We start from the raw sequence: 17,593 nt of genomic DNA on the forward strand, positions 1-17,593 counted from the left end.
GCCGGTCACGGCCGGGGGGAGAGGGCGCTCACCGCGAACCTGCCGCGCGTCGGGGCCCGCCGATCATTCTCCGGAGGGGCTCACTCCGCGTAGACGCTCAGGCCGGACAGCTGACCCGCGGGCCAGCCTGTGTTGCCGGTGATCTGCACCCGTACGTACCGGGCTGACGCCGCCGACGCGAGGGTGACCGTCGCCGTGTTCCCGCTCGCCGGGTCGAAGACGCGGGCGGCCGGCGCGCTCAGCGTCGCGAAGCTCGTCCCGTTCGTGGAGCCGAGGACGGACAGCGTCTGGGTACGGGCGCCCCAGGCGGGGTTCGGCGGCAGCGACAGGACGAGCCGTCGCACCGGCAGGGCGGAACCGAGATCGATCTGGATCCACTGCGGGAAGGCGTTGTTGGCGCTCTCCCAGTAGCTGTTGGCGTTGCCGTCGACGGCGTTGCCCGCCCCGTAGCTCTGCGTCTGGCTGCTCGCGCTCGCGGCCCTGCGCAGGGCGAGGTCGCCCGTCGGGGGGTTGGGGCCGCCGCCGCCGACGACCGGCGGTGTCGGGCGGGTCGGCGTCAGCGCCAGCTCGCCCTTGAGCATCCGGCCTCCGTCGCCGGTGAGCCGCAGATAGTAGTCCGCCGAGCAGGCGGTGCCGTCCTCGTCCAGCGCCCGGATGCCGGAACCCACCGGGACCTGGGCGGAGGTCTCGGCGGTCTTGGCGATCTGGTTGCCCTCGTTGTACTCGTCGAACATCGAGATGTAGATGCCCTGCACGCCGATCCGGCACATGTTGTAGAACTGCCGCCACATGAAGTCGCCGTGCGCGCGGTGGCCGGACTGGAGGTCGCCGGGCAGGACGCACGGCTGGTAGTCGATCCCGTTGGCGTCGCAGTGTGCCTGGTCGGGTGTGTTGACGTTGGCGTAGAAGTTGTCGGCGCCCGCGATGTCCCCGATCCGGCCGACCATCCACGGCGAGAGCATGTCGAAGGCGAGGTACACGTCCATGTACCCGGGCCGTGAGTCCTCGATGCCCCTGCGCCAGTGCGTGGGCACGCCGCCCATCACGTAACACCCCTGCGCCTTGAACCAGTTGACGACATCCAGACAGACGGCGGCCGACCAGGTCTTGTTGGGCTCGTTGAAGCCGAAGCCCCAGATGCCGACCACCGGTTTGCCGTTCTGCCGGGCATAGGCCGGAGACTCGGTGTTCGCCTTCATCTTGGCGAGCCAGTCCGCCTTCATCTCCGGCTGCATGTCCGTCCACGCGGTGGCGTCGTACATGATGTAGTACTTGCGCCCGTACTTCTCCGCGGAGTTCCGTACCTTCACCGCCATGTCGTCACGGGTCGCGCCCTCGCCGCCGTTGGGGTTGAAGCGCTGAAGGGCGGCGGTGTCGATGCCGTTCTGCTGCATCCACGAGAAGTGCGTGTCGACGGTCTGCTGGTCGTACGAGGAGAACAGTGAGGCGGGCTGCCCGTTGCCGAGCGCCGGGTAGGCCGTCCGGTAGGTGTGGGTGTAGTCGCGTACGTCGGGCCAGCTCACGATCGCGGTGTTGCTCGGGGAGGGCGACTGGCCCCAGTTCTGCGACCAGTGCCACCAGCCGTTGATCGGCGCGCCGTCGCCCGAGCAGGCGAACCAGCCCTGGTAGCCGACGGTGATCTTGCCGACGACGTCTCCGGGTGGGGAGGCGGCCGCCTGTGCGGTCCCGGTCTGGGCGGGCAGGCCTGCCGCCGCTCCGGCGCCGGCTATCGCGGACGCGATCACGGTGCGTCTGGAAAGTGCCACGGGGTTCCTCGCAATCGGCTCTGCGTGTGGAGGTGCGGGGAAGAGCGGCATGCGGCGGCATGCGGAGTACGTGGTACATGGCGTCGCCGTGCGCGTCCCGGCGCACGGTGCGGCCCCCCACAACGTAGGGACATGACAGTCCACGGGCAAGACAGAGGACTGGAAATTATCGACCGATCCGCGTCATGATCCGAAGACTGAAGCGAAATTACCGCTGCCCGTGGTGGCTCAGCGGGACAGGCGGGCCTTTACCTCGGCGCACGCCGACGGCGTGGTTCCTTCAACGCCGCCCGGTGGCGGCGCAACTGACGATGCGACAGGAACACGAGGACGGGGAACGCGAGCACGCCGATCGTGCTGGTCCACAGCGTCTGCTCGCCGGGGTGTCCGGCCCACAGGGCGTCGGCGAGGTGCGCGGCGGCCAGGACGGCCATGCCCGCGTACACCCATCGCACCCAGGTCAGCATTCCGGCCTGTTCCTGGGTCAGCGGATATCGGCTCGTCCCGGGCTCCGGGATGGTGGAGGCCATGCGTTGCGCCTACCCCCGAAGAGCCGTGCCAGCCGTCGCACCCGGCGGCGGTGAACACGGCGGCAAGGTCTCGGCGTGCTCGAAAACGCCGCGAAGAAAAAGCGGTGCGCTTGCCGCGCCGCTCTCAGTACACTCACCACGAACTCGCGCGCCGCACACACTCCGTCGCGGCGTGCGCTCCGTGACCAGTGAGGGGAGACCGGCCGTGCGCTACCGCACCGCTGTTGTCGTTCCCCCGGCACGGTACGAGGTGATCCTGGTGTCTCGCGGCTCCCGGCGCCGGCTGCGCGGCCGGTCCCGGATGTCCGTGACGAACGCCTGATCCTCCGTCAGTCCCCGTCAACTCACCGTGTGGGAAACCTCGTTGGGCATGGGCCCGCGGGGGATTTTCCACGCCGCGTCGGGTTGCTCCGTCGGGGTTGCTTCGTCCGGCAATCGCGTCGCCCTTCTCCCTGGATCACCCGAAAGGCCATGGGCCGTGCGTACCGACCTGCACCGTCAACCCACCAGCGCGCTCACCAACCCGCTCACCGCCGTCCGGAACCTGGGCATCCTCGCCCACGTGGACGCCGGAAAGACCACCGTCACCGAGCGGATCCTCTACCTCACCGGCACCACCCACAAGCGTGGTGAGGTCCATGACGGCACGACCGTCACGGACTTCGACTCGCAGGAGCGCGACCGTGGCATCACCATCTTCGCCGCGGCCGTGAGCTGCGCCTGGGACGGTCACCGGATCAACCTCATCGACACGCCCGGCCACGTCGACTTCGCCGACGAGGTGGAGCGTTCGCTGCGCGTGCTCGACGGCGCCGTCGCGGTGTTCGACGCGGTCGCGGGCGTCGAACCGCAGAGTGAGTCGGTGTGGCGGCAGGCGGACCGGTACGGCGTGCCCCGGATCGCGTTCGTCAACAAGCTGGACCGCGCCGGGGCCGATCTCGACACGGCCGTCGAGTCGATCCGCCGGCGACTCCATCCGGCGCCGCTGGTGGTGCAGTTGCCGATCGGTACGGAGGACGGTTTCACCGGTGTGGTGGACCTGCTCCGGATGCGCGCTCAGATCTGGTCCGGCGGCGGCGCCGACGCCTGCGAGGAGGGTCCCGTGCCCGACTCCCTGGTGGCGGAGGCGCTCCGGCGCCGCCGGGTGCTGGAGGAGGCGGTCGCGGAACTGCATCCGCTCGCGCTGGAGGAGTTCTGCGCGCAATCGACGCTCTCCGCACGGACGTTGGCCTCCGCACTGCGGGACCTGACCCGTACCGGTGAGGGTGTCGTGGTGCTGTGCGGCTCGGCGTACCGCAACCGCGGGATCGAGCCGCTGCTGGAGGCGGTCGTCGCCTATCTGCCGTCGCCGCTGGACGTACCGGCGGTGCGCGGGACGCTGGGCGGCGAGGAGCACGAGCGGGCCGCCGACCCGGCGGGGCCGTTCGCGGCGCTGGTGTTCAAGGTCAACTCGACCACCACGGGGCGGCTGACGTATCTGCGGGTCTATTCGGGAACGGTCGGAAAGGGAGAGGCGGTGCTGGACGTGGGTACGCGGCGTACCGAGCGGATCAGCCGGATCCTGCGGGTCCAGGCCGACCGTCACGCGGAGGTGGACCGGGCTGTCGCCGGGGACATCGTCGCCGTGATCGGGGTGAAGGCCGCCCGTGCGGGTGCCACCCTGTGCGTACCGTCGGCTCCGCTGGTCCTCGAACCGCCCACCGTCGCCGATCCGGTGGTCTCCGTGGCCGTCGAGGCGCGCAGGCGCACGGACGTCGACCGGCTGGTGACGGCGCTGGCGCGGCTGGTCGAGGAGGATCCCTCGCTGGGCGTACGGACAGATTCCGAGACCGGCCAGACGGTGCTGTCGGGGATGGGTGAGCTGCATCTGGAGGTCGCGGTGGAGAAGATCCGCCGCGCCCACGGGCTGGACGTCGGAGTCGGCCGACCGCAGGTGGCGTACCGGGAGACGGTCGGGCGCGGGGTGTCGGGGCTGGTGTACCGGCACGTCAAGCAGGACGGCGGCGCCGGGCAGTTCGCGCATGTCGTCCTCGGCACCGAGCCGTTGGAGGAGGCTTCGGACGACCGGGGCGGCTTCGAGTTCCGGTCGACCGTGGTCGGCGGGCGAGTGCCGCAGGAGTACGTCCGGGCGGTCGAGGCCGGCTGCCGGGACGCGCTCGCCGAGGGTCCGCTCGGCGGTCACCCGGTGACCGGGGTACGCGTCACCCTGACGGACGGGGCGACCCATTCGAAGGACTCGTCGGAGATGGCGTTCCGTACGGCCGGACGGCTCGCGCTCCGCGAGGCACTGCGGGCCGGCACGATGGTGCTGCTGGAACCGGTGGTCGAGGTCACCGTGACCGTCCCCGACGACGCCGTCGGCGGGGTGCTCGGCGATCTGGCGGCCCGGCGCGGCCGGGTCTCGGGCTCGACGGCTCGGGCGGGTACGGCCGTGGTCACCGCGACGGTGCCGCTGGCCGAACTGTTCGGCTACGCGACGCGGTTGCGCAGCCGTACGCAGGGCCGTGGCACTTTCACGGCCCGCCCGACCGGCTATGCCCCGGCCCCGGGCGCGCCGCCCGCACCGGCCGCGCCCCGGTAGCGCCCGACAGCGGTGGCCCCGCCCTTGCACGGGCGGGGCCATCCCGGCGTGCGCCGGCCCGGGGACGGGGTACGAGGCGGGCGGCCCACCTCGTACCACCCGGGTCACGTCGCCAGCAGTGACTCCAGCAGTTGGTTCATGCCCGGTTCCGGGGCCGGGGAGCCGTTGATCGTGATCGTCGCGGTGTGGGGGCCGCCGCCGGACCAGGACGGGCGGCGCAGCAGGAGTTCGGGGCGGGCCGCCGCCACTGTCAGCAGCGGCACGGGACCCGCCGTACCGGCCAGGTTCTCGACCAGGTCCAGCAGCCGGGCGCCGGCGAGATGGAGGTCGTCCATGACGATTACCAGCGGCCGGTCGCGGGCGACGTGGCCGAGGAACTGCCGCCAGTCCTGCTCCACTTCCCGCCGCCCGGTCCCACGGGGTCCCGAACCGACCGGCGCGAGCAGGGAGCCCAGGCGAATACGCAGCCGCCTGGCGCCCTCCCGGCTCCTCGCGACGCTCTGGACGACGTCGCACAGCTTGTCGTCCACGGTCGCGGGAGAGTCGCCCTCCCGTAGTCCGCAGTAGGTGGCGACGATCTCCCTCCGCAGGGCATGCGGCCCGTCCGGCACGGACGGCGGGGCGTGCCAGAAGAGGAAGTGCCCGCCGCCCGGGGACCCGCCGCCGCTCGCCCGGCGCCGGAACTCGGCGAGCACCTGGGACCGGCAGCCGTCCGACTCCCCGAGCACGGTGACGAGATGGGGCAGCTCGCACCGTCTCGTCCGCTCCAGGATGCCGCGCATCAGGTCGAGTTCGCTCTCGTGCTCGGTGACCGGCGCCGGGCGCGCGGCCACGGCGAGGTCGGAGCGTGCGGGGCGGGCGGTGTCCTCGGCGGCCCAGCGGGACGGGGTGCCGGCGATCCGGCGGTAGCGGATCTCGGACACGGTGGCCCGGTGGGTGTTGTCGCAGACCTGGACGGCGCCGAGAGGGACCAGCGCGAGCAGGGAGTGACACACGTCCAGCAGCGCCCCGTTGACCGACAGCGGCGTGGTGCTGTCGTCGGACCGGTGACGTACGAGGGCGTCACCGGTGGCGACCGCGGCGCGCACGGCGAGTCCGCGCAGCGCGGGCCTCGTACGGTCGTCGGGCCCGCCCGCCGCTCCGGCGGAGCAGGCGGGGCCGGCCGGGACAGCTGCGGGGACGAGGGAGTCGCGTATCGCGACGGCGGCACGCACCGCGCGGCTCGCGCCGTCCCGCCCGCCGTCCTGTGCGTCGTCGCGCGCCTCGAAGAGTCCGAGGCAGACCGATCCGATCGAGGCGGCGACCACTCCCCCGTGCTGCTCGATCTTCTCGCGGGTCATGGCCGCGACGCCTTCGAGGACGTCGTCGACGCGCTCGGCGGGCACGGTACTGAACTCGTTGCCCAGCCGGCCGCGTACCAACAGGACGCTGACGTTGCGGCGTTCGGTCGGCGATCCCTGATCACCTCGCGCCGGCTCGCGTCGCGCCGGAACCGGGGACTCCGGGGTGTCGACCGACGCGGAGGCGGACACCGACGCGGACACGGACGTCGCCGACACCGACGCCCGGTGCGGAACACCCGGCAGCGGCGTCGGCACATGCAGCGCCGGGTCGTGGGTGAGGATCGCCTCCTGCAGCAGGCGCAGTTCGCGCCCCGGCTCCAGGCCCAGCCCCTCGATCAGGGCGGTACGCACCCGGGAGTAGACACCCAGGGCGTCCGCCTGCCGCCCGCAGTAGTAGAGCGCGCGCATCAACTGCCCGCAGGCACGCTCACGCAGCGGCTCGGCCTCGACCATCGACTCGACGGCGCTGAGGACGGACAGATAGCGCCCGCAGGCGAGCTCCGCCTCGAAGTAGTCCTCCATCACGTCCAGCCGGGCGCTCTGGAGGGAGTTCAGCTCCGGCCACATCGCCCCTGTCTCGGCGACATCGGCGAGCGCGGGTCCGCGCCACAGCGCCAGGGCCTTGCGGAGCGACGCGGCGGACAGCGCGGGATCGTCGGCCGCGAGCGCGTTCCGGCCGTCCTTAACCCAGCGGTCGTACAGATACAGGTCGACCTGGTCGGGCTCGACACGGATCTGATAGCCGGGCGCCCGGGTCAACAGCATTGCCGGAGACCGGGGATGGCTGTCCGCCGCCAGTGCGCGGCGCAGCCCCCACACCGCGTTCTGCAGGATCTTCCGTGAGGTCGCCGGAGCCTCGCCGACACTCCACATGGCTCCGAGCAACCGGCTGATCGGCACGATCTGGTTGGCGTGAAGCAGCAAGTAGCCGAGTGCCGCCCGCTGCTTCACGCCCACCAGTTCGACGGTCCGTTCACCGGCCGTGACTTCCAACGGCCCCAGAACACTGAAACGCATCGTGGCCCCCCAGCCCTGCCTGTCGCCATCGACCAATGACTTCGAACAATACAAACCGTCCAGCCGTTTTGTCAAAGGGCCGGTTCTGGAGATCCATAGGTGATTCTCAATGGACAAATCTACTCAGAACCTGAATTCAGAGCTTCAGAAGGATACCGAATGGTTCGTTTCAAGTGTCGTTGTACGGGCCGCCCCCTGTCGAGAGGATCAGCGCACCGGCGCTCCCGGACCCAGCGGTATGCCGAGCGCCCACCACGCCAGGAACAGCAGCGTCCAGGCCACGGTCATCGCGACGGCGAGCGGCAGCGTGTACGAGGCGAGCGTGCCGATGCCCGCGCTCTTGCGGTACCGCTGAAGGAAGCCGAGCGCCATCACGAAGTACGGACTCATCGGTGTGATGGCCGTGGAGCCGGAGTCCGCGATGCGGAACAGCGCCTGCGTCGTCTCCGCCGGCACGCTGACCAGCATCAGCATGGGCACGAGCACCGGCGCCGCCAGCGCCCACATCGCCGAGCCGCTGGTCACCATCACGTTCACCAGCGTCAGCAGGAGCAGGACCAGCAGGAAGACGACCACGATCGGCAGTCCGCTGGACTGAAGCGCCTCGGCCGCCCTGACCGCGAGCACATCGCCCATGTGGGTCCAGTCGAAGTACGCCAGGAACTGGGCTATCGCGAAGAAGAGCACCAGCACGGGCGCCATCTGCTTGATGCCCTCGCCCATCAGCCTCGGTACGTCGGCGGCCTTCTTGATCGAGCCGGAACGCAGGCCGTAGACGATGCCCACCAGTCCGAAGAGGAAGGCGACGACGGCCGCGATGCCGTCCAGGAAGGGGGATTCGACAATGCTGCCGCCGTCTCCCCGCAGCGGGGACGAGGCCGGCAGAAGCGCCGCCGTCAGGACCACGACGGCCGCGAGCAGCGTGCACACGGCGCGGCGCAGCGCGGAGCGTTCCTGGTCGCTGAGCGTCAGTTGGCCCAGGTCGTCCAGGTCGGCGTCGGGATCGGCGTCCAGGTCGGGCCGCTTGCTGAGCACGTACTTGGTCACCAGCGTGATCACGACGGCGAGCAGGAACGAGGACGCGATGTTGAAGAACCAGTTGCTCAGCGGCGACACGTACGCGTCGTCCCCGCCGACTATCTGCGCGGCGGCCGTGGTGATGCCCGCGAAGATGGCGTCGTTGGGAGTGGGCAGCGGACTGGCGTCGTATCCGGAGGCGATCGCGGTGTACGCGACCACGATGCCGAGGATCGGCGAACGGCCCACCGCGCGGAAGGCCAGACCGCCGAGCGGCACGAGGATGATGTAGGCGGCGGCGGAGGCGACATGGGCGACCGTGCCCGCGAAGGCCACGGCGAACACGACCCACGAAGCCGGTACGCGCGAGACGCCGACCCGCATCAACGCGGCAAGGAATCCACTGCGTTCGGCGACGGCCACACCCATGATGACGACGACGATGGTCGCCATGGGCGGGAACGTGGCGAAGTTCTCGATCATCGTCGAGACCGCCATGGCGAGCCCGTCGCCGCTGAGCAGGTTCTGTACGACGACTGTCTTGTCGTCCGCCGGGGAGACGACGGAGACCTCCGCCGCCGCGAGCACGGCGCTGACGACGGCGAGGATCCCGGACAGGATCCAGAACAGCCAGAAGGGGTGCGGAAGGGCGTTGCCGGCACGTTCGATGACGCCCATGGCACGGATGATCAGCGGCAGCCGGGGCTCGGCGGGGGTCTCGCCCGGTGTGCCGGGGGTACCCGGGGTACCCGGTGGAGCGGGGTTCTCAGTACTCATGAGCGGCTCTCCTTACTCGGTTACCGCGCGTCAGCGGCCGGCTGATCTCGGGGTCCGGTACTGGCGCAGGAACTGCCACATCACCTCGTGCGCCTCGATGGTCCCGGTGACGTATCCGCCACCGCTGTAGCTGTCGGCGCCGGGCCAGGTGTGGCCGCCGTCCGTGACGGCGACATGGCGCACGTCGGCGCCGCGGTCGCAGCCGTTGTAGCTGGTGATCGTGATGTCGGGCTCGATCGTGCGGGTGTGCGGCCGGGAGCGGCAGTCGTTGCGGTCCGCCCACTCGGCGGTCCAGTCGGGGATGGCGGGCAGGCCGCGCTCGGCGTCGCCGGCGTAGGGGATCGTGACGTCGCCCGTGCCGTGGAAGTCGATGACGGGGACGGGCCGCGAGGGGCGGCAGTTCTCGCCCGTCTCGGGGTAGAACGCGCCGGCCACGGGAGCGATGGCGGCGATCCGGTCGGACATCCGGCAGGCGAGCAGACCGGTGAAGCCGGCGCCGTTCGACTTGCCGGTGGCATATACGCGTCGCGAGTCGACGCAGAGAGTGCCCTTCAACTCGTCGATCAGGTCGCCGGTGAAGGCGACGTCGTCGACGCCTGCCGCGGCGTACGGCGCTCCCTGCCAGGCCTGCCGGTCGCCGTCGCCGGTCCCGATGACCCCGTTGGGGTACGCGACGATCGCGGGCAGGTTCGACAGCCCGGAGAACTCCTCCGTACCGGCACCGGTGTTGCCCCGGCCGTGGAAGGCGAGCACGACGGGCCAGTCCTCGCGCGGGGTGTAGTCGGCGGGCAGATGGAGTTGGTACGTACGCCAGAGCCCGCCGCTCGCGACGGTGCGGAGCTCACTGGTGCCCGGCTGCTGCGGCGCGGGCTGCCGACAGCCCTTGGCCGACGCGGAGGTGGCGGCGGAGACGGCCGTGGGCGCGGCGGCGGTCGCCGTGACCGGCGCCAACGCCGAACCGACGAGGACGAGTCCGGCCGCGGCCACGGAGGTGCGGAACAGGGCCCGTGCACGGCCCGGAGTCAGGCGTCTGCCGCCGAACGGGGACTGCTTCATTGCAGGCTCCTTCTGCCGTACGGCGCGGGGTGCGCGTACGGCTGGGTGTGATGAGACGGTGCGGGGACGGAGGTGCGGGAAATCAGCGCGCTCGGAACCAAGCGCGGAGTGCAGGGACGGGGACGGGTGAGGGGCGTGCGCCGCCGGTCGTGCGGGGGCGGCGCACGCGGGAAGTGGTGGATGTGCGGGAGATGGCCTTTCCGGGCCTCTCTAGGCGTCCAGCCACTCCTTGACAAAAGCCACGATGCGGGAGACGGCCGTGTCCACGATGGCCTGCCCCGCGGCGGCGGTGGCACGGCGCGGGTCGCCGAGCACGCCGTTGGAGGAGAGCCGGTCGTAGCTCACCGCGAGCGCGGGGTGGCCGCGCCTGGAGAGCCGGGAGAGCGGATCGAGATCGGCGGTGGCCGTCGACCCGGGGGTGAGCCGGTCGTTGTGCACGAGATGAGGCGCGAGGTACAGCATCTGGGCCGTCTCGGCCTCACCGCTGTGTCCGTGCACCTCGCCGACGCGCATGTCCGCCACGGCCTCGGGCGCCAGCGCGGTGAGCGGCGTCCACGCGAACTCAAGGCCGGGCCGGGTGACGAGCAGGTCCTGCGCGACGGTGGACAGGGTGGCGTTGTTGCCGCCGTGGCCGGTCACGACGAGGATCTTCCGCCAGCCGTGCCGGTACAGGCTGTCGACGTACTCCCGTACGACGGCGGCGAACGTCGTCGTGGAGAGCGTCACCGTACCGGCGAACGCCAAGTGGTGGGGGGAGACTCCGACCGGCAGGGAGGGACCGATCACCGCGCGCCCGCCGAGTTCGGCGGCCACCAGGTCGACCACGGACTCCGCGCGGAGCGTGTCCGTTGCCATCGGCATCCCGGGGCCGTGCTGCTCGAAGGCGCCGGCCGGCAGGATCACCACGGGGCTGGACGTCACGGCGTCGGCCGCCTCCACGGTCGTCATCTCCGCGAGCCGCCGGGAGTGCCCGGGGGAAGACGGTTCGGAGTTCACCGCGGGCCTCCTTCCGGGAGCGCGAGATCGGTGTCCGGCTCGTCGGCCGGGAAGTCGGCCGTGAGGACCGCGTCGCGGATCGCCGCCAGATGCGTACGGGTCAGCCGCTCGGCCGCCACCGCGTCACCGTCGCGTACCGCGTCGAGGATCTCCAGGTGCTCGGCGTGGTCCCGGGCCCGGTCGTTGTACCGGTGCCGGATCTCCACCTGGTCCCGGGCGCGGACCTGGAGCAGGGCCTCGACGGCCTCACGGAGCAGGGAGTTGCCGCTCGCCGCCGCCAGTGCGACGTGGAAGTGCACCGACTGCCGCAGGGATTCCTCAGGTGGATGCAGCGCGTTGGACGCCGCCGACTCCAACTCCCGTACGGCCTCGGCCATCCGCACGTTCGCCGCCGCGGCGGCGACGGCCGGCTCCAGCACCAGCCGGGCCTCGACCAGCTCCAGCACCGAGGCGCGGGTGCTGCGCGGCAGATGGGGGTTGGCCATCAGCCGGCGCCCGATGCCCGGGCCCACGTACGTGCCGGAACCGTGCCGGAACTCCACCACGCCGGTCGCCTCCAGCCTGCGCAGCGCCTCACGCACCGTGGGGGTGGTGACGCCGAAGCGGCGGGCGAGGTCACGGGAGGACGCCAGGGCGTCTCCATGACCGAGGCGTTCCGAGCGGATGATCTCGACGATGTTGTCCGCCAGTCGCTCGGACAACGACAACTCACTGCGACTCATAAAGTGAATAGATCACTTGATCTCTCGCGGTGTCAATGCTCCTGACAGCGACTTCTTGGCGCGTCGATCGTTCCCGGCCTGTGGTGGCAGCGGTATCAGTGGTAGCTTCGCGGCCATGAGCGAATCCAAGGCCGCGGCCATGAGCCTGCGCTTCCCCGATCCCGGACAGCGGGCCGCGATCGTCGCCGCGGCCAAGGCCGCCGGTGTCAGTCTCCAGGAGTACGTCCTGTCGGCCGCGTACGACCGCGCCACCGCCGTGGAGAACACCTTCCTCGAAGGCTTCAAGGCGTCGATGGAGCGGGGCGGCGACGCGTTCGACACCGAGCCGAGCGCGATCGACCCCACGCCCGAGCAGCGCGCCGCCGACCGGCGGGCCCGGCAGGAACTCGAAGACCGCGACCAGGGTCACGCCGCGTGAGTGCGAGCGAGCCCGAGCCGAGGATCGATGTGTCCTACCTGCTGCACGCGGCCGAACTGCTGCCCCGCGACCCGCAGGTCGACGACTACGGCCCGCTCCACGCGGCCGTGGCCCGCGTCTACTCCCGCGCCATGGACCGGGACATCTACGGCTCCCCGCACCTCAAGGCCGCCGCGCTGCTCCAGACCCTGGCCCGGCTGCCCTGTCTGGAGCACTCCAACGAGGGCTTCGCCTGGCACTCCTGCGAGGCGTTCCTCTCAATTCACGGGCACCGGCTGGAGTACCCCGCGAAGGCGGCGGTCGCGCTCGTACGCGACGCCGCGTCGGGGACGCTCGGCGTCGCCGGCATCGCCCGCCACCTGCACGGCTGGACCACCGGCTGAGCCGGTCCCGCCGAGTTGACGGGCCGTCTGCGGCGGGACGGGGAAAGGCTTCTCCCGTGCCTGCCCTCCGTCTGCCCGGCACGGGCCGCGGCAGACAGCCCGTGGGTCCGTCACCGCCGGCTCTTGACCTGCTCACGGACGTTCTCGATACGGCCGCAGTCTGCCGCCAGTTGCCTGGCGCGCTCCTCGCCGAAAGCGACGCCGAGTTCGGCACGGCGGTCGGCGGGGACGTTCTCCCGGGCGCCGTTGAGGATGGTCCGCTCCTCCTCGTCAAGGTGGTGGGTCACCGCTTCGACGAGGTTCTCCAGCTTCTCGTCCCATGCGGCCGAGCCGACGTCACCGGCCTCCAGACCGGTCTCCAGCAGGTCCAGCAGCGCCTCGTTGCCCTCGTCGTGCTCCTCCTCGCCGTGCTCGACCTCGTCGTCGTCGATGTTCCTGAAGCGGCGTAGCGCGGGGTAGACCTCCGTCTCCTCGGCGTGGGCGTGGGCGATCAGCAGCCCGGCGAACTCGCGCAGCGCCGCCGCGCGGTCCTCCTCCACGCTCCGCATCCGCCGGAACAGATCCTCCATCGTCCGGTGGTCCCGGAGGATCAGTGCGACCACATCGTGCTCGGTATCCATCAGGCTCCTTCCCTCGACTCGTTGTCCGCTCGTCCGGGCTCCGTTGTCGGCCCGTCGAGCGCTCGTGTGCCCGGAATCCGCCGCCCTGCTCAAAATCCGTTGCCGCCGGCCGAACTGGAGAGCGGCCGCTCATGACCGACGACGGAGCCCGGCGTCAGCCCCAGACGCACGCCCGGAGGCGGAGATCGCGGCGGCGTTCGTCACCGGGACGGCCCCTTCCGAGCCGCTCCCGATCCACCCGGAGGACATTTCGGGCGTATTCTGAAGATCTCTCGTCATGTTCCTGGTGGCCCCCGATTCCCATCCTCCAGGTTGACGGGAGCCGAGCCGGGCACCCGCAGGGGGCGGTCCCGGACGTCGTACCGCGACGCTCCGGAAACGCGCAGGCAGGAGCCCCTCTGGAAAGGATCGAGTCATGGCCGACGAGTCACGAGGCGACGATGTGTACCAGCCCGAGAACTCGGACGTGCAGAACGGCCCCTCCGACGACCTCGATCTGGAGAACGTGATAGACGAGCGCGGGCTGGACGACATGATGGCGGAGGGGTACTCCCCGCCCGAGCGTCCTCTCGGTGTCAACAAGTACGGGGTCACCGGCGAGGAGCAGCAGGAGGGCGAGACCCTGGAGCAGCGGCTCGCGCAGGAGGCTCCGGACGTGCGGCCGGAGGAGGGCGACGACGTCGGTGACGTGCCCGACGGCGAGGGCGAGCCCAGGGACACGGAGACCGGTGAGGTGCGGGCGGGGCGCTTGCAGCCGGTTGACGACATCGCTCCCCGCCGGCATTCGGACGTGTCGGCGCGCGACGTGGGGATCGACGGCGGCGCGGCGTCGGCCGAGGAGGCAGCCATGCACATCTCTCCGGACGAGGAGGCCGAGGGCTAGTGCGAGGGCGACGAACGTTCACCGGGCGGCGCGGCTCCCGTGCCGCGCTCGTTCCTGAATGCCGTACGGGCTGAGGTCCGCCGTGGCCGACGGGAGCGGAGAGGACCGACTGGCGCGCTACCACTCAAGGCGCCGGTTCGACACCACCGACGAGCCGCGCGGCGAGAGCGTGGGCCCCTCCGAGGAACTGTCGTTCGTCGTCCAGATCCATGACGCGCGCCGTACGCACTTCGACTTCCGGCTGGAGGTGGACGGCGTACTGAAGTCCTGGGCCGTGCCGAAGGGTCCCTCGACCGACCCCGGCGACAAGCGTCTGGCGGTGCCCACCGAGGACCACCCGCTGGAGTACCGGGAGTACGAGGGCGTCATCGCCTCCGGTGAGTACGGGGCCGGCCCGGTCATCGTGTGGGACCGGGGGACCTACTCGCCGTTGGGGGTCGAGAGCCAGGCGGCCTTCGCCGCCGCGCTGGACAGGGGCCACGCCTCGTTCCGGCTGAACGGGCGGAAGCTGCGCGGCGCCTACGCGCTCACCCGGTTCCGTGACGGCAGGGACGGATCGGGCGAGGCATGGCTGCTGGTGAAGAAGGCCGGTTCCGGCAGTACGCACGGCGTCCGCGCCACCCCCGACCCACGGCGGGCCCGGTCCGCCCGCACGGGCCGGACGCTGAGCGAGGTGGTCCGCGACGCGCAGGACGACGAGGGTACGCGGGACGACCGGGGTACGCGAGGCCGGAGGATGCCGGATCATGGGAGCAGCCGCGTCCATCGATCCGAAGGCAACGACCATGCTAGACGCAGACCTTGACCACGCGGGTCTTGACGCCGACGACGTCCGCCGTATCGCGATGTCCCTGCCGCGCACGGTGGAGAAGGAGCTCTGGAACATCCCCACCTTCCATGTCGCGGGCCGGATGTTCGTCACGGTGCCCGACGACGGGACGTCGTTCGCCGTCCGCTGCCCCAAGTTCGAGCGGACGGAGCTGATCGCGGCGGAGCCCGACAAGTTCTGGGTCCCGCCTCACGAGGCCAACTCCTCATGGGTACGTGCCCGGTTGAGCGCGCTTGAGGACGAGACCGAGCTGTACGACATCCTGGTCGACTCCTGGAAGCAGGCAGCCCCGACGGATCTCGCGGAGTCCTTCGGGAGCTGATCGGCCGATGAGTTCCGGAGCGCCGTCCGGTCGTAACAGCAGCGGAAGCGGTCATACGCGAACGGCCACGGCCGACGCCCGAGAACACTGGAGCCACGCATGATCCCCAATGACGCCGTGTCCGGCAGCGACGTGCCCCGGGGCGCCGAGCGCCTGGTCGAGGCCAACGGCGTACGCCTGTGCGTCCAGGCCTTCGGCGAACCCGCCGACCCGACCGTCCTGCTGATCAGCGGCGCGGCGAGCTCGATGGACGGCTGGGACGACGGGTTCTGCGCCCGGCTCGCGGCCGGCGGGCGGCATGTCGTGCGCTACGACCAGCGGGACACCGGCCGGTCCGTCGCCTCTCCGGCGGGCGCCCCGGACTACACCTTCTCGGACCTGACCGCGGACGCGGTCGGTCTGCTGGACACGCTGGGCGTCGACCGGCCGCATGTGGTGGGCATCTCCATGGGAGGCGCGCTCGCGCAGTGCCTGGCCGTCGCGTACCCGGAGCGGGTCGCGACGCTCACTCTTGTCTCCACCAGCCCGGCGGGTCCCACCGGGTCGGAGCTGCCGCCCCCGTCGGAGAGCCTGCGCGCGGCGTTCGCCGATCCGGCCCCCGAGCCGGACTGGTCGGACCGCGCCGCGGTGATCGCGTATCTGGTCGAGGGCGAGCGGCTGTTCACCGGTTCGGCGCCGTTCGACGAGGAAGCGGTACGGGAGTTGTCGGGCCGGATCGTGGACCGCACCACGGACATCGAGGCGGCCATGAAGAATCACTGGGCGCTCAAGGACGACGAGAACCCGGTCACGGTCCGCTTGGCGGAGGTGGCCGCGCCCACCCTCGTCCTGCACGGCACCGAGGACCCTCTCTTCCCGCTCGGCCACGCGCGGGCACTGGCCGAAGGGATTCCCGGCGCCCGTCTCGTCACCCTGGACGGGGTCGGTCATCAGGTGCCCCCGGCCCGTGTGTGGGACACGGCGATTCCCGCCGTACTCCGCCACACGGACCGGGGCTGACACCCGCCGGGCCCGGCCGATCCCGGCCGGGCCCGAGCCGGGTCGCGCCACTCACTCCACCTCTTTGAGCCGTCCCGTCGCCACGTCGAAGACGAATCCGCGGACCGCGTCGGTGTGCGGGACGAAGGGGCTCACCGTGATCCGGCGGACGGACTGACGCACGTCCTCCTCCAGGTCCGTGAACGCCTCGGCGGCCCACGGCGGGCGGATCCCGGTGTCGTTCTCGATGTCCCGCTTGAAGCCGTCGTCGGTGAAGGTGAGCATCCCGCAGTCCGTGTGGTGGATCAGGAAGATCTTCCGTGTGCCGAGCAGCCGCTGACTGATCGCCAGGGAACGGATCGTGTCGTCGGTGACCGCTCCCCCGGCGTTCCTGATGACATGGGCGTCGCCCTCTTCGAGGCCGAGGATGCGGTAGATGTCCAGCCGCGCGTCCATGCAGGCCACTACGGCGAGCCGACGGGAGGGGGGCGGTTGCAGAGGTCCCGAGAATGTCTCCGCGTAAGTCCCGTTGTTGGCGACGAATTCGTCTGTGACGGACATGACAGACCCTCTTCCACAGTTGGCGACAGAGCCACAGTAAAGGGGCGAAATTCTAACGCAAAAGAGGACAGACCGCCTCGCCACAGCTTTGCCACGCCCCGGCGACAAAGAGGCCCTGAGGCCCCGTGATCAGTACGCCACCGGCTCGTCGGCCAGGTAGGGCGGCGCGGGCTCGTACTGGATGTACCGGCGGACCGCGCGGGCATGGTCGCGTCCGTGCAGCCGGCCGACCAGCCACAGCGCCATGTCGATCCCGGCCGAGACGCCCTGACTGGTGACCAGGTTCCCGTCCACGACATAGCGGGCGTCACGGACGACCGTGACATCGCCGCGCGCCTGGAGTTCGTCCTCGAAGCCGTGATGGGTGGCCACCCGTCGCCCACGGGCGGGACCGGCCTCGTGCAGCAGAAGAGAGCCGGTGCACACGCTCGTGACCCAGTCGGCGCCGGCGGCCGTCCCGCCGATCCACCCGGTCAGCGCGGGGTTGGCCACCTCGCGCCGGGTTCCCCGGCCGCCGGGGACGAGCAGCACCTCCAGCCGCGGGCTCTCGCCGAGCGTGTGGTCGGGTATGACCCGCATGCCTTTGGCGCACGTGACCGGGCCGGGACGTTCGGCCAACAGGACGGCCGTGTCGGCCCGGTCGCGCAGCATGGAGGAGGCGGTGAACACCTCCCAGGGGCCGACGAAGTCCAGTTCCTCGGCGCCGTCGAAGATCAGCAGTCCGTACGTGGTCATGGGTGGTCCTTGGTCGTCATAGGTGGTCCTTCGTGGTCAGGCGGGCGGGGGGGGACGTC

The 17,593-nt window shown here is 71.0% G+C and carries 17 protein-coding genes; 7 read left to right on the forward strand and 10 right to left on the reverse strand.

Annotated features, from left to right (window positions below; genetic code table 11):
- Positions 1–80: 80 nt before the first annotated feature.
- Both ACIBBB_RS05820 and ACIBBB_RS05825 read right to left on the reverse strand, forming a co-directional pair.
- Positions 81–1,817, reverse strand: coding sequence for a discoidin domain-containing protein (locus tag ACIBBB_RS05820; protein WP_398979131.1), 1,737 nt, complete (start codon positions 1,815–1,817; stop codon positions 81–83).
- Between the two features lie 197 nt (positions 1,818–2,014).
- Complete coding sequence (locus tag ACIBBB_RS05825) at positions 2,015–2,296, reverse strand: hypothetical protein (protein WP_398979132.1); 282 nt, start codon at positions 2,294–2,296, stop codon at positions 2,015–2,017.
- Positions 2,297–2,774: 478 nt separating this feature from the next.
- On the opposite strand from ACIBBB_RS05825, the gene fusA reads away from it, so the two are divergent.
- Positions 2,775–4,877 (forward strand): elongation factor G, encoded by a 2,103-nt coding sequence (fusA, locus tag ACIBBB_RS05830; RefSeq protein ID WP_398979134.1) that lies wholly within the window; start codon positions 2,775–2,777, stop codon positions 4,875–4,877.
- Between the two features lie 104 nt (positions 4,878–4,981).
- Here the strand turns inward: fusA and ACIBBB_RS05835 are convergent, their stop codons facing one another.
- From ACIBBB_RS05835 to ACIBBB_RS05855, 5 genes are all read right to left on the reverse strand, one after another.
- A complete protein-coding gene (locus ACIBBB_RS05835; protein WP_398979136.1) occupies positions 4,982–7,237 on the reverse strand; it encodes a BTAD domain-containing putative transcriptional regulator in 2,256 nt (751 codons plus the stop codon).
- A 207-nt stretch (positions 7,238–7,444) separates the two neighbouring features.
- Positions 7,445–9,031, reverse strand: a complete 1,587-nt coding sequence (locus tag ACIBBB_RS05840; protein ID WP_398979138.1) for an AbgT family transporter — start codon at positions 9,029–9,031, stop codon at positions 7,445–7,447.
- 30 nt (positions 9,032–9,061) lie between these two features.
- The gene (locus ACIBBB_RS05845; protein ID WP_398979140.1) at positions 9,062–10,087 is read right to left on the reverse strand and encodes an alpha/beta hydrolase family esterase; all 1,026 of its coding nucleotides are present in this window, start codon (positions 10,085–10,087) and stop codon (positions 9,062–9,064) included.
- 210 nt (positions 10,088–10,297) lie between these two features.
- Entirely contained in the window at positions 10,298–11,083 is a 786-nt protein-coding gene (locus ACIBBB_RS05850; RefSeq protein ID WP_398979142.1) for a creatininase family protein, read from the reverse strand.
- Positions 11,080–11,805, reverse strand: a complete 726-nt coding sequence (locus ACIBBB_RS05855; protein ID WP_398979144.1) for a FadR/GntR family transcriptional regulator — start codon at positions 11,803–11,805, stop codon at positions 11,080–11,082. The genes ACIBBB_RS05850 and ACIBBB_RS05855 overlap by 4 nt, the downstream gene beginning before the upstream one ends.
- Positions 11,806–11,920: 115 nt before the next feature.
- Between ACIBBB_RS05855 and ACIBBB_RS05860 the strand changes: the two genes are divergently transcribed.
- Both ACIBBB_RS05860 and ACIBBB_RS05865 read left to right on the forward strand, forming a co-directional pair.
- On the forward strand, positions 11,921–12,223 hold the full coding sequence (locus tag ACIBBB_RS05860) for a DUF1778 domain-containing protein (RefSeq protein WP_398979146.1): 303 nt from the start codon (positions 11,921–11,923) through the stop codon (positions 12,221–12,223).
- Positions 12,220–12,606: a fic family toxin-antitoxin system, toxin component gene (locus ACIBBB_RS05865; RefSeq protein WP_398979148.1), complete on the forward strand. Its 387-nt coding sequence runs from the start codon at positions 12,220–12,222 to the stop codon at positions 12,604–12,606. The genes ACIBBB_RS05860 and ACIBBB_RS05865 overlap by 4 nt, the downstream gene beginning before the upstream one ends.
- Before the next feature lie 110 nt (positions 12,607–12,716).
- Here the strand turns inward: ACIBBB_RS05865 and ACIBBB_RS05870 are convergent, their stop codons facing one another.
- A complete protein-coding gene (locus tag ACIBBB_RS05870) occupies positions 12,717–13,226 on the reverse strand; it encodes a hemerythrin domain-containing protein (RefSeq protein ID WP_398979150.1) in 510 nt (169 codons plus the stop codon).
- A gap of 415 nt (positions 13,227–13,641) precedes the next feature.
- Here ACIBBB_RS05870 and ACIBBB_RS05875 point away from each other — a divergent pair, with 415 nt between their 5' ends.
- The 4 genes from ACIBBB_RS05875 to ACIBBB_RS05890 all read left to right on the forward strand — a co-directional run bounded on the left by ACIBBB_RS05875 (position 13,642) and on the right by ACIBBB_RS05890 (position 16,259).
- Positions 13,642–14,109 (forward strand): DUF5709 domain-containing protein, encoded by a 468-nt coding sequence (locus ACIBBB_RS05875; protein WP_398979152.1) that lies wholly within the window; start codon positions 13,642–13,644, stop codon positions 14,107–14,109.
- A gap of 58 nt (positions 14,110–14,167) precedes the next feature.
- The gene (locus ACIBBB_RS05880) at positions 14,168–14,914 is read left to right on the forward strand and encodes a DNA polymerase ligase N-terminal domain-containing protein (protein ID WP_398979153.1); all 747 of its coding nucleotides are present in this window, start codon (positions 14,168–14,170) and stop codon (positions 14,912–14,914) included.
- Entirely contained in the window at positions 14,895–15,260 is a 366-nt protein-coding gene (locus tag ACIBBB_RS05885; protein ID WP_398979154.1) for an MmcQ/YjbR family DNA-binding protein, read from the forward strand. Before ACIBBB_RS05880 ends, ACIBBB_RS05885 begins: the two co-directional genes overlap by 20 nt.
- 99 nt (positions 15,261–15,359) lie before the next feature.
- The gene (locus ACIBBB_RS05890) at positions 15,360–16,259 is read left to right on the forward strand and encodes an alpha/beta fold hydrolase (RefSeq protein ID WP_398979156.1); all 900 of its coding nucleotides are present in this window, start codon (positions 15,360–15,362) and stop codon (positions 16,257–16,259) included.
- Positions 16,260–16,310: 51 nt separating this feature from the next.
- Here ACIBBB_RS05890 and ACIBBB_RS05895 read toward each other — a convergent pair whose 3' ends face one another.
- The gene (locus tag ACIBBB_RS05895; RefSeq protein ID WP_398979158.1) at positions 16,311–16,799 is read right to left on the reverse strand and encodes a beta-class carbonic anhydrase; all 489 of its coding nucleotides are present in this window, start codon (positions 16,797–16,799) and stop codon (positions 16,311–16,313) included.
- Between the two features lie 129 nt (positions 16,800–16,928).
- The gene (locus ACIBBB_RS05900) at positions 16,929–17,534 is read right to left on the reverse strand and encodes a DJ-1/PfpI family protein (protein WP_398979160.1); all 606 of its coding nucleotides are present in this window, start codon (positions 17,532–17,534) and stop codon (positions 16,929–16,931) included.
- Positions 17,535–17,593 lie beyond the last annotated feature (59 nt).

This window comes from Streptomyces sp. NPDC051217, from assembly GCF_044455465.1.
Lineage (GTDB): Bacteria > Actinomycetota > Actinomycetes > Streptomycetales > Streptomycetaceae > Streptomyces.